This window comes from Massilia orientalis (assembly GCF_030411975.2).
Lineage (GTDB): Bacteria > Pseudomonadota > Gammaproteobacteria > Burkholderiales > Burkholderiaceae_D > Telluria > Telluria orientalis.
The window spans coordinates 23,707-38,308 of the sequence record NZ_JASNRB020000015.1 but is presented as its reverse complement, the minus strand read 5'-3'; the positions used below and the strand labels follow the sequence as shown (position 1 = coordinate 38,308).

The following is a 14,602-nucleotide window of genomic DNA, read 5'->3' as shown; positions in this document are numbered from 1 at the left end:
GTCGCGGTGGCCTGGCAGTACCACCGCGACAAGACCGTGCATTGCTCCCTCCTGGCTCTCGGGAGTTTGATCGCTCTGCTCACGCGGAGCGATTTTTTTCAATGTGCGAACGCGATGCATCAGTGTTTTTGATAGAGGGAATCATGCAACACATGTTCGTATTGAAGCGGCGGTTTGCCACGTTCTGGCAAATCGCCTTCGTTCTTGTCATGTCGCTGGGGACGCCATGGGCCTTCGCGGCGCCGAGTCTCGGTCTCGGCGTCCAGCTCGTTTCTGCAACCCCGAGCACAAACAGTATCCCGCTCGTGAGTGACGGCAATGCCGCCCCGCTGTATGTGGACAAGGCGGACCACTGGGGCGTCATGCGCGCGGCAACCGACCTGCAAGGCGACATCGACAAGGTCACGGGCACGAAGCCGGCGCTGCAGACCTCGGCCGCCAATACACGCACCGCCGTCATCATCGGGACACTGGGCCACAGCGCGCTCGTCGATGCATTGGTCAGTGCCGGCAAACTCGACGTGAAAGCGATACGCGGCAAGTGGGAATCCTTCGTGATTGCCAACGTCGCGAATCCGATGCCCGGCGTCGAGCGTGCGCTCGTCATTGCGGGCAGCGACAAACGGGGGACGATCTACGGCATTTACGAGATCTCGGAACAAATCGGTGTGTCACCGTGGTACTGGTGGGCCGACGTCCCCGCGAAGAAGGCCAGCGCGCTGTTCGTACGCGCGGGTGCATGGGTCCAGGGGCCGCCGGCCGTGAAATACCGCGGCATCTTCATCAATGACGAGGAGCCTGCGCTGGGCAAGTGGTCGCGCGAAAAATTTGGCGGCGGGAATTCGAAGATGTACACGCACATGTTCGAACTGCTGCTGCGCCTGCGCGCCAATTACCTGTGGCCCGCCATGTGGACGAATGCCTTCAACGAGGACGATCCGGACAATCCCCGCCTTGCCGACGCCTACGGTATCGTGATGGGCACGAGCCACCACGAACCGATGGTGCGCTCCCACCACGAATGGCTCGCGCACCGCCGTGACTATGGCAATGGCGAATGGAACTATGCGACGAACGAAGACGGCCTCAAACGCTTCTTCCGCGACGGCATCCGGCGCAACAAGGCCTACGAAAGCATCGTGACCGTGGGCATGCGCGGCGATGGCGATACGGCGATGCCGGATGCGGGCGGTCTCGAGGCCAACAAGAAGCTCATCGAGAAAATCATCCACGACCAGCAGCAGATCCTCAGCGCGGAAATGGGCGTCGACCAGCGCCAGGTGCCTCAGCTGTGGGCGCTGTTCACCGAGGTCCAGAAGTATTACGACGCGGGGCTCAAGGTCCCCGACAACGTCACCCTGCTGTTCACGGACGACAACGTGGGCAACCTGCGCCGACTGCCGACGCCGGCGGAGCGCAAGCGCAGCGGCGGTTCGGGCATTTACTTTCACATGGACATGAACGGCGGCCCGTTCTCGTACAAGTGGATCAACAGCAATCCGCTGCCCAAGATCTGGGAGCAAATGAATCTCGCCCAAGAATACGGCGCGAACCGGATCTGGATCGCCAATGTCGGCGACCTCAAGCCGCTGGAGGTGCCGATCGAGTTCTTCCTCCGGCTTGCGTGGAGTCCCAAAGGCATGGGCAAGGACGACATCGCCGGGTGGACGCAACGCTGGGCCGAACGCGAATTCGGGCCGCAGCACGCCGCGGAAATCGCCGACCTGGTCGCGAAATACGCGAAATACAATGCCTGGCGCAAACCGGAACTGGTGCGGCCCGATACGTTCAGCCTGGTCAATTACCGCGAGGCCGAACGGGTGTCCGAAGCGTGGAACGCGCTGGCGAAACGCGCCACGCTGCTGAAAACCTCGATTCCCGCGGACCAGCAGGACGCATATTACGAACTCGTGCTGCACCCTATCCTGGCGCTCTCGAATTACATCGATCTCCAGATCGCTGCAGGCCGCAACCATCTGTACGCCAAACAGGGACGCTACGCCGCGAACACGCAGGCCGAGCGCGTCCGCGCTCTGTTCAAGCGCGACCAGGACCTGTCCGATTTTTATAACACGCAAGTGGCGGGCGGCAAATGGAATCACATGATGGACCAGACCCACATCGGCTACCGCGACTGGCGTTCTCCACCCGAAAACATCATGCCGGCGACCTCCTCCGTCCCTGCCGGCGCCGCGGGCGAATTCGGCGTCGCCGTCGACGGTTCGGACCAGGCCTGGCCGGGCGGCGAGAACACGCCGACCCTGCCCTCTTTCGATTCCATCAACAAGCAGCGCTCGTACATCGACGTGTTCTCGAAAGACGGGCGCCCGCCCCGCTTCACCGCCCTCGCCGACAAACCATGGGTCAAGCTGTCCCAGGCGCCCGCGCCCGACGGGAGCAACGACCAGCGCATCTGGGTCGATATCGACTGGAGCCGCGTTCCGGTCGGTTCCGCACAACTGGGACAGATCACGATCAGCGAAGGCAACCAGCGCGTCGTCGTGCGGTCGTATGCGACCATCGCCGTCGGCGACGAAACCAAGGCCGCGGCCGGCGCGTTCGGCGGCCAGACGGGCACCATCGCGTTCGACGCCCAGGATGCCGTGCGCAACATCCCCGGCAAATATGCCCGCTGGGAATGGTTGCCCGACTATGGACGGGGCCCGGGCGCGATGACCGTGTTTCCGGTCACGGCGCGCAGCGCACCGTTTGCCGACTCGCCGCGTCTCGAATACCCCGTCTATTTTGCGTCGGCAGGCACCTGGCAGGTCGATCTGGTGACGGCGCCCACGCTGGACAATTATCCGGGACGCGAGCTGGCCGTCGCCGTCGCCCTCGACGACGCCACGCCGCAGGTCGTTCGGGTATTTCCACCGGCAACGCGAGCCGACCAGACGTTCCTTGGAAAATATCACTTCAAGAATACGTCCGAGAATGCACGCACCATGCGCTTCACGGTGAAGGTGCACGGTCCCGGCAAATACGACCTGAAGATCATCATGGTCGACCCGACGATCGTCGTACAGAAAATCGTCCTGTCCGACAGTCCTTTGCCCGACAGTTATTTCGGGCCGCCGTCGACCCCGCGCAATCCGCCTGCGCGCTGAGAGATTCGCACCGAGCGATTCATCCCCCACCGATGAGGAACTGACATGAACCTGCGTTGCATTGCCGTCGCCGTCGCCGTCGCCGTTAGCTGGGGAGCCTGCCTCCCGGCGTTGGCCGAGAATCCGATTATCCAGACCAATTTCACGGCAGACCCCGCACCGCTGGTGCACGGGGACACGGTGTATCTCTACACCTCGCACGACCAAGACGATGCGCAAGGGTTCAAGATGCGCGACTGGAAGTTGTACACGTCGAAAGACATGGTCAACTGGACCGATCGCGGGACGGTCGCCGATCTCTCGATCTTCGCCTGGGCCAACCAGGACAACGATGCCTGGGCGCCGCAAGTCGTCGAACGCAACGGCAAGTTCTACCTGTACGCGCCGGTCACGGTCGGCGGCTCGCCCCGCAACGTGATCGGCGTGGCCGTCGCCGACAGCCCGCTGGGCCCGTTCAAGGACCCGTTGGGGCGTCCGCTGATCGATCGCGGTGAAGGCTATTTCGATCCGACCGTGCTGATCGACGACGACGGGCAAGCCTACCTGTACTGGGGAAATCCGAACCTCTGGTACGTCAGGCTCGACAGGGACATGATCTCCTATTCGGGCAAGATCGAACGGATCGATGCGAAGCCCAAAAACTACCAGGAAGGCCCGTGGGTCTACAAACGGAACGGCAAGTACTACCTGGCCTATGCATCCACGTGCTGTTCGGAAGGCATCGGCTACGCGATGAGCGACACGCCGACCGGACCATGGGAATACAAGGGCCAGATCATGGACCCGACCACCGAGTCGACGGGCAACCATCCCGGCATCGTCGATTTCAAGGGCAAGTCCTACGTCTTCGGCTTCAGCTACCGGCTGAATTTCGCGGAGACGCCGTTGCACCGGGAGCGACGCTCCGTCTCGGTCACCGATTTCAGCTATCGGCCGGACGGTACGATTCCGACGCAGCCGTTCTGGAACACGGCGGGCGTCAAGCAGGTCCGGCCCCTGTCTCCGTATGAGCGGGTCGAAGCCGAGACCATCGCATGGGAATCGCGGGTGAAGCGCGACTGGGACCGTCCTTTCGACTGGGTGGCCGGGGTCAGGACCGCGAAGAATCCGCGTGGCGGGATGGTCGTGTATCCGGTCGGCCCGCGTGCTTACGTGAAAGTGGCCGGGGTCGATTTCGGCGCACGCGGGCCGCGCACGTTCAAGGCGAGCGTGGCGAGTGCCGGCCCGGGTGGCCACATCGACGTCCGGGCCGGTTCCCCGCAGGGCACGCTGGTCGCAAGCGTGGACGTCCCCGCCACCGGCGGCCCGGACGCATGGAAGGAACTGGCCGTGCCGGCATCCGGCGTCACCGGCGTGCAGGATCTGTACGTCGTCTTCAATGCCAACGGACGGCACGTCGTCTTCAACGTCGATTACTGGCAGTTCGAATAAGCACCGTGCCCGGGCAACCTTCCATTGCCCGGGCACCTGTCACGCTTACTTGCCCTGATAATACGGGCTTTCCCGCGGACCGAGATAACTCTGCCGCATCCCGCCCGCGTCGAGCACCAGCCTTTGCAGGACGAGTCCCGGATCGAGCGCCCAGAACTTCACGGTATGCCGTCCGGGGGACGCGATGCGGTGCGTGGTCACGAAGTCCACGGCGTTGTTCGAGACCGCGCGGCTCCAGAACCCCTCGGACTGGTCGGCATGCACGTTGACCTCTTGCGGCGCTTCGTCATCGATCGACACCGCGTAACGGAAGCCGCTTCCTGGCTGGAACTTCAGCGTCGGTCCGAGGACCGCATGCAGTTTCACTTCGCCGGCCGAGAACACGTTCACCGTGTAGTCCAGATGCATGCCATCCTTGACGGCGAGTGCCGGTGCCGCGCCGGGTGTCGTGGTCATGCCGGACAGCGTGCGGCCATAGCCGGGAATCTTCAGCCACTGCCGTCCCGGCGGTGCGTAGGAGGCCGTATAGTGTTCGGCCTCGATGGCGACGACGCCCTGGCTCTCGACGTGGCCTTGGGCCGAGGCTGGCGTCAGGTCCGCAGGCTTGTGCACGGGCACCCTGACCAGGACCTCCGCGGTGTCGGGCCCCTTGATCGTCAATGTCGCCTGCGTGGTACCGGTGGGAACCGCATTCCAGTCGACGTCCACCATGATGCGCTGGTCCTTCGCGACCCGTCCGCCCGTGTGGCTGAGACGTAGCCACGGATGGCTCGCCGTGATCGAGTAGTCGAACGGCGCACTGCTGCGGTTGAACACCTCGACGTAGCGCGGCAGCTTCTCGAACACGCTGAGCGCCGGCAGCACCAGCGGCTTGGGCGGGAAGACGGGCCATGCCGTCGGCTCGCCCTGGATCGCCACGCCCATGTGGTCCGACCTGTGGATGCCGTTCGGCGCCGCCAGCTGGCCGGGCTCGGGCACGCGCAATTCCGACACGGCCGGCATCACGTCGCGATAGGGCTGGTCCCAGGTCGTATAGCCGAAGTGGGTCTGCGACATCATGTGGTTCCACTTGCCGCCGCTGATGCCCTGCTGGTACTGCTTGACGAGATCGGCATCGCGCTGGAACAGCCGGCGCACCCGCGCGGCCATGTCGTTGGTGGTCACCCTGCCCTGGCGGGCGTACAGGCGGTTCCTGCCGGCCGAGACGAGCATGTCGACGGCATTGGCGGAGGCGAGGACCGGATATTCGACGAGCTGGAAATAGGCGTCGCGCATGGTCTTCGGCAGCGACTGCCCGACGCGTTTCGCCTCGTCCGCCAGCTGGTTGTAGTCCGCCACGACACGCTCCGCCTCGTCGTAGGCGGTCAGGCTGTACGTGTCGGGATCGATCTGCTCCGGATGGCGGCGCGCGTTGTAGCGTGTGTATTTGTCGACGATGGACGCGATCTCGTTCGCGTGCTGCGCGCCGAATTCACGCGCAGCCCATTCGCGCAGGAATTCGGGCAGGCGCTCGGCCGGCCATGCCTGCGGGTTCCACCCGTAGGCGAGGAAGAACTCGGTCGGGATTTCCATCGGCTTCAGGTCGCCCACGTTGACGATCCACAGCCGGTTCGCGCCATACTCGTTGGCCAGGTTCATCTGCTCCCACACCTTCGGGATCTGCGTGACGTTCAGCCACTTATAGGAGCGGGGAACGCCGACATAGTCGAAGTGGTAGTAGATGCCGGCACCGCCGCTGCGCTTGCGTTCTTCGGCGGTGGGCAGGCGCCGGATATTGCCCCAGTTGTCGTCGCACCAGAGCAGCAGCATGTCGTCGGGAACGCGCATGCCCTTCTCGTAGTAGTCCTGCACTTCCTTGTACAGCGCCCACAGCTGCGGCACCTGTTCCGGCGGCTTGCCCAGTTCCTTGCGGATGATGGCGCGCTGGTCGCGGACGATGTTCTGCAGCAGTTCGACATTGGCGTCCTGCGACATCGGCTCGTCGCCGTCGCCGCGCATGGCCATCGTGATCACCTTGTCGTAGTTGCCGGCATTGCGCAGGCCCTGCGCCCAGAATTCGCGCAGCACCTCGCCGTTGCGGTGATAGTCCCACGGTCCCTTGCCGTAGCGGTGCCACTCCTTCTGCGCCCGCATCATCGGCTCGTGGTGCGACGTGCCCATGACGATGCCCATCCGGTCGGCCAGCGGCCAGTTTTCCTTGTCGTCGTCGAAGAACGACGAATTCCACATGGCCGGCCACAGGTAGTTGGCGCGCATCCTCAGCATCAGTTCGAACAGCTTTTCATAGAACTTGTGATTGAAGCCGCCAAACCGTTCCTTCGCCCAGTTCGACAGGGCGGGCGCCTCGTCGTTCAGGAAGATGCCGCGGTACTGGACCGCCGGCTTTTCCGCGATGCGCGTTCCCGCCGGGACGGTGAGCGCCTTGTGACGGACCACCGGGACGTCCGCCCACCAGTACCAGGGCGACACGCCGATCTGCTCGGAGACGGCATAGGTGCCGAATATCGTGCCGCGCTTGTCGCTGCCCACGACGACCAGCGCGCGCTGCACGCCGGGCATGGGGTTGTCGACGGCCTGGATGACGAAGCCTTCCCACTGCCCCGCGAGCTCGCGGACATCGAGCTTGCCTTGCTGCGCCAGGCGGTCGATCAGCGGATTCCTGCCGAGCGTCCCGATGATGATCGCGTCGCGCGCGGTGCCCGGATCGCCCTCGATCCACTGCGGCGTCTTGCCGGTGATGCTGCCGATGTCGCGCTGCAGGTCGCGCGCCGCGCGCACCACGCCCGGGAAATCGTCCTTGGCGACGAGGATGGGCGCCACGCGCCCGCTCCCGGCCAGCACGACGCCGGCGCCGGCCTTGTCGTCGAGATCGACGAACTGTTTGATACCGAGCGCCTGCGCCTGCGGCGGGACCGTTCCCAGGACGGCCGCGATGGCGAGGGCAAGCGCGCTCACGACCCGCCTGTTCAACTTGTGCTTCATGTTTCTTGACTCCTTTGTTAACAAGAGGCGGGCACCACGAGGGAACGTGGTGCCCGCCCATGGACCGCTCACGCGATCCGGCCAGCCTTAGAACGACGTGCGCGCGGACAGCGTATAGCTGCGGCCGGGCTTGTACTGGTCATAGATGGCGTTCGGGAACTGGACATAACTCTGGCTGACGGCGTTATTCAGGTTCCAGGCACTCAATGTCACGTCCAGGTTGTTCTTCATGTCGAACAGTTGTTTCAGGTTGGCACCCAGCGACAGATCGATCGACTGGCGACCGGACTGGTACGCATATGCCGTCGCGCCATCCGGTGGGCTGATACCCGTGTTCGTCTGCGTGACCATGGAGGACTGATATTGGCGCGAGACGCGGACGTTGAAGCCCCTGCCCTCGTAATAGAGGGTCAGGTTGTTCGTGCGCTCGGGGACGCCTGCCACGGGCGGTGCCCCCGCCGTGGAGTCCTTTTGGTGAACGAACGTCATATTGCCCGTGAAGCCGAAGCCCTTGATCGGCAGCATGTCGAGCGGCTGCTGCCAGGTCAGCTCCAGGCCCCGTACCTTCAGCTTGGTGGCAATGTTCACCGGCTCGGACACCGTGACGATATGGTTGTCCGGACCGCCGTCGTTGTCCACCACCGTCTGCTGCGTCGTCGTCAGGGCGACCGCGTAGCCATACTTCTGCTGGTATTGCGACAGCGACATCACGTTGCTCATCGTAACCGGACGATCGATCAGGTCCTTGGCAAAGCCCGCCACCGCGACATAGGCTTCCTTCGTGTAGTACCACTCGAGACCGACATCCAGGTTGTTTGACTTGAACGGCTTCAGGTTCGGATTCGTCACCGTGATCTTGGCTAGGCTGATGTCCGACGTATCGTAGCGGGTCTGCTTCAGCGAATTCGGATCGGGCCGGGTCATCGACCGCGACGCCGCGATGCGCAGGAGCAGGTCGTTGCGCAGGTTGTACACGAGGGCGCCGGCCGGCAGGACGTTGTTGTAGTACCTCGTCTCGTACTCGAACGCGATCTTGTTCGGATACAGGCCGCCGTTCGCCAGCGTCGCATTCCGTGGATCCGTCACGACGTTCGATGCGCCGATCGTCTGCCTCGTCCGCACATAGCGCACGCCGGCGTCGTAGCGCAGGGCATGGCCGAACAGATTCACGCGACCGTCGAACTGCACATAGGCCGCTCCCACGGTCTCGCGGAGATAGCCGCCGACATTGCTGGCGGTGCTGCCGGCGGCTGCGCTGTTGACGACCTGGTTCGCCATGTTCTCGAAGTACTGGTAATTCGTGTCCTTGGCGAACTTCGCCCAGTCCAGCGTGACGAAGCCGTGGTTGGTCGCTCGCAGATAATTGGCCACGGCGGCATTCGGCACGACCGAACCCTGGTAGGCCAGCGGCTGCGCACCATTGGCCGACGACCCCGTGCCATAGCCGGGATAGGCCGTGGCCGCAACGGGGCCGGGCGCGACGCGCCCGTCGCACGTGCCCTGCATCCCGGTATTCGGCGGCAGGAACGTGGCGTTCATGTTGTTCCCGCACGTGAGGTTCTGCCAGCCGTTCGCCGGCTGCTGGTCGTAGCTGAACGACCGGCGCGCAATGTCGTCGTAGCTGACGCCGGTCTTGACGGTAAAGTCGCTGTCGCCCCAGGCGACGTTGAACCGCGAACCGCGCGTGGTGTTATACCGCTGGTACAGGTTCAGGCGCAGGCCGGACGTGCTGTTGCCGGCCTGGTACCAGCCGAAGCCGGCATTCGGGTCGTTGACGTCGATATTGCCCGTGTAGGTCGGCGGCTGGTCCGGCGTCGTGTTGTCGTAGCTGATGACCGATGGTGCGGACTGCGTCGCCACCAGCACGCCCGGCGTGATCCGGTAGAAGGAGCTGCGCGTGTAGTTGACGTTGCCGTCGATCGTCAGCTTGTCGGTGGGACGCCATTCGAAGCCCGGGTTGGCGCTCTGGAAGTGCGTGTTTTCCTTGATGGGGTGGTATTCCAGGCCCCAGAACGTGTTGGCGAAGATGCCCTTCGTAATCGTGCAGCCGGTGGTGCAGTCGCTCCGGTCGAACTCCAGCCCGATCGGAATCGGCGTCGAAGCGCGCGTACCCACGTTCATCTCCTGCTGGACGACGTTGCTGCCCTTCTGGGCAAACATGGTGTCCAGGTAGAGCATCCAGTCCTGGTTCGGCTGCCATTGCGCGCTGAGCACCTCGCCCTTGCGATGGCGATCGCCGGAGTTCAGCATATGGCGCCCCAGGCGTCCCATCAGGCCGTTGTCGATCTGCTGGATCGTCGCACCGGGGTTCAGGGCGAGCAACATGGCCCGGTCGATCGGCTTGCCGGGAACAAGTACGGCGCGGGCATAATCGGGCAGCAAATTCAGCGGCAGGCCGGCGGGCACGGTGGCCGGCGTCGATTGCGAGCCACCGCTGGTGGGATTCGCCTTTTCGCCCGGGCCGACCTGGCTGGACGTCAGCTGGAAATTGCGCATGTCGACCGACTGGAACGCGTCCGTCGAAAACTTGGTATTCCCGAAGGCGAATCCGCCCAGCAGGCCGACCTTGCCGAAGCGCGTCTTCCAGGTATTGCTGATCACGCCGGACCCCGTGTTGCCGGGCTTTTTGTCGCGGTCGCGATAATTGCCGCTGAGTGTGAATGCCGACCGGAAGCCGCTCTTGTCGAACGGACGCACGCTGCGCATGTCGACGACGCCGGCAATGCCGCCCTCGATCATGCTCGCCGTCGAACTCTTGTACACCGTGGCGCGGCGGAACAGTTCGGACGGCAGGAAATCCATGTCGACTTCACGATTGGCGCTCGGCGTGTTCCCGTAACCGCCACCGGAGGCCGACGCCATCGGTGCACCGTTGAGGATCACCCGGGTGAACGACGCCCCCATGCCGCGGATCGAGATGTTCGTTCCCTCGCCGTCGAGCGTACTGCGGGTGACCGTCACGCCCGGGACGCGTGCGAGCGCGTCGGCAATGTTCGGGTCGGGGAATTTACCCAGATCTTCGGAAAATACCGAGTCGCTCAATCCGATATTGTCGCGCTTTTCCAGCGCCGACATGGCCAGCGACGAGCGAATGCCCTTCACCTCGACCTTGTTCGCGACGGGCACCACGTCGCCCTGTACCGGTGCCTGATCGCTCTGTGCCGGCGCCGTCTGCGCATAAGCGCTCGAGATCAGCCCCGCCAGGACAGTCATGGCAAACAGGTCGCGGCCTCCGGAAAGACAGCGCCGCGTATAAAATTTCGAATAGTTATTCATTGGTTTTTCAAGTCTCCACTATTTCCTTTCCATGTTTAAAACGTGCAAACATGGAAGACTATTTATTAGCATTTCTGCTCTGCTAATTTACGTTAGCCAATATATAAGAACCAATCTTTTGTTTATATCGACCAATACAACTTCCGCATCTACGGGAAGTTTTTGAAATAGGAAATCGTGTGAGCTCGAAGGATCGCGGAGAAGCCAACCGGACGAATATTCAAACAGTGGAAAATCACGCCGGTATCGCGGGAAGCGACGATCCGGCGTGCGTATTGCTAGACCAGCTTGTAATACTGTTCCCACTCCTTGCGTGGCGGCATACCGGCCAGCAGGGCGTTTGCCAGCTTGTGGTTGGTGATCTGTTTCGTCGCGGGGTCGAAGGCGAGCCTGGCGTTGACCCGCTGGGCGATCACGCCGAGCCCCATCGTCTGGCACAGGGGTCCCGCGACGGCAAAGCGCGAGCGGCAGGTTTCCTCGCCCATGCAGGCCTTGAGGAAGTTGGCGAAGTGGTTCGACGGACTCCTCGGCACGGCGGGCAGCGCGATATCCCGCGCGGCGTCGCCGAGGACCTGGAGCTCCGAGCCATGCGAACCGCCCTTGAAGGTCAGGCCGTCGCCGTAGATGACCTTCCCGGGCGGAAGCACGGCGCCGGTGGCGCTGCCTTTCGATGGCGGCGGCACGCTCGGATCGACGACGCCGGCCCCGAAGTTCTTCGGCAGCGGCGGCAGATTGTTCACGCCGTCGTACCAGGTCAGTTCCAGCGGCGGCAGCGCACCGCGTTGCGGGAACCGGAACGCCAGCGTCGAGGCCTGCGGGAAGATGAAGGGGCTGTGCCCTTCCAGCCGCACGGCTTCGACTTCGGTCGGCAGGCCAAGCTGCAGGAACTCGTGCGCGGTATCGAAGATATGCGCGCCCCAGTCGCCCAGCGCGCCGTTGCCGTAGTCGAACCAGGAACGCCAGTCGCCGTTGACGTATCCGCGATTGAAATCATGGTAAGGGCCGGTCGCGGTCCAGACGTCCCAGTCCAGCGTTTCCGGTACCGGTTGCCGCGGCAGATATCCGGACACCGCCATGCCGTGCCAGCGGCGCGGATTGTTCATGAACGCCGTGATGGCGCGCACGTTCTTGATGATGCCGGCGTCGACCCACGACTTGAACTGGAAATAATTGGCCTCCGAATGGCCCTGGTTGCCCATCTGGGCGGCCACCTTGTACTTGCGCTCGGCCGCCATCATCATGTCGATTTCGCGGAAGCTTTGCCCCATCGGTTTCTCGCAATAGACATGTTTTCCCTGCGACATGGCGAGCATCGCGATCGGGAAATGCGAGAAATCGGGCGTGCCGACGCTGACCGCCTCGAATTCCTTGCCCATCCTGTCGAACATGCGGCGAAAATCCTGGAAGCGCGGCACGTTGGGGAACATATTGATGATCTCGACGGTATGCGGCGCGCCCATGTCGACGTCGCACAAGGCCACGACGTTCGCGAGCCCCGTTGCGTGCAGCGCCTTGATGACCTGGGCTGCGCGATTGCCGATGCCGACGCAGGCCAGGTTGACTTTGCCATTGGATGCCTTCGCCTGTGCCAGCATCGGCGTGGCCATCGCGGCCAGGGCGCCCTTGACGATCGTACGGCGACGGGTAGAGAAAAGCGGCTGCGACATGGTGTCTCCTTGTAGTAGTCGGTTGTCGTTATTGATAGCTGCCGGGCCAGGCGATCTCGCGGCCCTCGTCCATTGCCGCCTGTCCCATCAGCGCGGCGATCCCGGAACGGTAGGCGTGCTCGATCATGTGCGGCATCCGCTGGCCCAGGCGGATCGCGTTGGCGAAGGCGGCCATCGACAGCTCGGTGCCATCGCCGCCGCCCAGTTCTTGCCGCAGTTGTTGTCCGACCTCGCCGGACTTCGCTTCCGGCTTCCAGCTCGGCGCACCGATAGCGACCGTTTCGGCCCTGCCCTGCCCGATTTGCCTGACGAGTGCCGCGACGGCGGGCGCCGGGGGCGGCTCCTCCGTGTAAAACCTGCCGCTCTCGCCTTCGATCGTTCCCCTGGGCCCCATGATCTGGATTTCCAGCCCGTGGTGACGGTTGCTGGTGAGCGAGTCGTAGACGAGGGTCACGCCGTCGCGATAGCGGAACAGCACATTGACGTTGTCGTACACGTCGCGCCCGTCCTTCCAGTGATTGACGCTGCCGTAGCCGACACAGGACAGCGGCGCCGCGTCGAGATACCAGTTGGCGACCTGCAGGTGATGCGACGCCAGCTCCGTCAGCAGGCCGCCCGAGCTGGCGCGGTACAGCCGCCAGTTCAGCTTGCGCTCCAGGCGCGGGTCCGAGACCGGACGGCGCCAGTCGTTGTTGCGGTGCCAGCTGGCGCGGATCTGCGTGATCGGCCCGATGCGCCCGGCGCGCACCAGCTCGTGCGCGTGCAGGAAGGTGGCGCTGAACAGCCGCTGGTGACCGACCTGGAACACCCGCGGGCTGGCGTTCGCCGCCCGCGCGATCGCCTTGCATTCGTCGACCGTGAGCGCCAGGCTCTTTTCGCAAAACACGTGCTTGTCGGCCGCGAACGCGGCGAGGCAGATCGGCGCGTGCTGATGCAGCGGCGTGGCAATCACCACGCCGTCGATCCCCGGCATCGCCAGCAGCTTACGGTAATCGCTGAACGCCTTCGGCTTGCCGCCTGCCGCCGCCATGGCGTCGGCCAGGTGCGGCGGGTAATCGTCGCACAGTGCCGCGACTTCGACGCCTGGGGTCCGCAGCAGGTACTGCAGCAGCAGGCTGCCACGCGATCCGGTGCCGATCACGCCGATGCGCACCCGGTCCGAGGGCGCGTCGCCTGCCGGCTGGGCGCGGAGCGGCGCCATCCACGGCAGCCCGCTCAGCAACGACGAGCCTGCCACCACGCCCGCCACGCGCGCCAGGAAACGTCGCCGTTCCCGCGCCTCATGGCGCATGTCGTCCAAAGATTTACTGCGCATATCGCCACTCCTTTTCTACGCGCCAGGTCCCGCCCTCCAGGCCATAGTCGAACGCCACGGCCTGCGCGCCCCGATAGCGACGCAACACCTCCGCACGGCGCCGTGCCGGCAGCACGAACAGGGCAGTCGACAACGCCTCGGCGTCCGCGGCGCCGGCACAGGCGACGGACACGGTCCTGCAGCCGGTCACCGCCTGGCCATTCGCCGGATCGATGATGTGGGTCTCGCCGGGACGATTGCCCGACGTGGACATCGCGCCGTCGCGCAGGTCGAAGCGGTGCAACGACGTCCCGGGTTCGAACATGTGCTCGACGCCGACCTGCCAGCAGACGCCCGCGGGATGGCTGCCGATCACGGCCACCGAACTTTCCCCGAAACTGAGAAAGGCCTGCCCGACGTGTCGCTCGAGCAGGATCTGCCTGATGAGGTCGAGTGCGATTCCCTTGCCGATACCGCCCAGGTCGAGTTGCACCCCCGGCTCGGTGAAGCGCACGGTCTGCGCACCGGGATCGAGGTCCAGCAGGTGCATGCCATGGCCGGGGCGGCCCGCGCCCTGGGCGACGTCGAATGCGCCCCCGGTCAGGCGGTGATGCCGCATGCAGGCGTCCAGGACCGTCCACAAGGCATCGTTCACCGGGACGGCCCCGCGGGCGGCGTGCCGGTTGAGCACCGCCAGGTCGCCATCGGGCGAGAAGCGGCTCATGATCGATTCCTGTTCGCGCAGCAGTCGCTGCACCTCGTCCGCAAGCCGCGCGCCGGCCTGGTCTGCCGTGGACGGCAAGACCATGCTCAGCCGCGTGTTCATCGACGCGAAGGTCCGGTGA

The 14,602-nt window shown here is 64.2% G+C and carries 7 protein-coding genes; 2 read left to right on the top strand and 5 right to left on the bottom strand.

Features of this window, described 5'->3' with window-relative positions:
• Positions 1 to 143 precede the first annotated feature (143 nt).
• Both QPK29_RS22595 and QPK29_RS22590 read left to right on the top strand, forming a co-directional pair.
• A complete protein-coding gene (locus QPK29_RS22595) occupies positions 144 to 3,107 on the top strand; it encodes a glycosyl hydrolase 115 family protein (RefSeq protein ID WP_371771186.1) in 2,964 nt (987 codons plus the stop codon).
• 45 nt (positions 3,108 to 3,152) lie between these two features.
• Positions 3,153 to 4,538, top strand: coding sequence for a glycoside hydrolase family 43 protein (locus QPK29_RS22590; RefSeq protein WP_371771185.1), 1,386 nt, complete (start codon positions 3,153 to 3,155; stop codon positions 4,536 to 4,538).
• A 45-nt stretch (positions 4,539 to 4,583) separates the two neighbouring features.
• Here QPK29_RS22590 and QPK29_RS22585 read toward each other — a convergent pair whose 3' ends face one another.
• The 5 genes from QPK29_RS22585 to QPK29_RS22565 all read right to left on the bottom strand — a co-directional run bounded on the left by QPK29_RS22585 (position 4,584) and on the right by QPK29_RS22565 (position 14,583).
• A complete protein-coding gene (locus QPK29_RS22585; protein ID WP_371771184.1) occupies positions 4,584 to 7,520 on the bottom strand; it encodes a glycosyl hydrolase 115 family protein in 2,937 nt (978 codons plus the stop codon).
• An 87-nt stretch (positions 7,521 to 7,607) separates the two neighbouring features.
• On the bottom strand, positions 7,608 to 10,733 hold the full coding sequence (locus QPK29_RS22580; RefSeq protein ID WP_371771183.1) for a TonB-dependent receptor: 3,126 nt from the start codon (positions 10,731 to 10,733) through the stop codon (positions 7,608 to 7,610).
• Positions 10,734 to 11,074: 341 nt separating this feature from the next.
• Entirely contained in the window at positions 11,075 to 12,463 is a 1,389-nt protein-coding gene (locus QPK29_RS22575) for a Gfo/Idh/MocA family protein (protein ID WP_371771182.1), read from the bottom strand.
• Between the two features lie 28 nt (positions 12,464 to 12,491).
• Entirely contained in the window at positions 12,492 to 13,778 is a 1,287-nt protein-coding gene (locus tag QPK29_RS22570) for a Gfo/Idh/MocA family protein (RefSeq protein WP_371771181.1), read from the bottom strand.
• Positions 13,768 to 14,583, bottom strand: coding sequence for an FAD:protein FMN transferase (locus QPK29_RS22565; protein WP_400189833.1), 816 nt, complete (start codon positions 14,581 to 14,583; stop codon positions 13,768 to 13,770). Before QPK29_RS22565 ends, QPK29_RS22570 begins: the two co-directional genes overlap by 11 nt.
• Between the last annotated feature and the right edge of the window lie 19 nt (positions 14,584 to 14,602).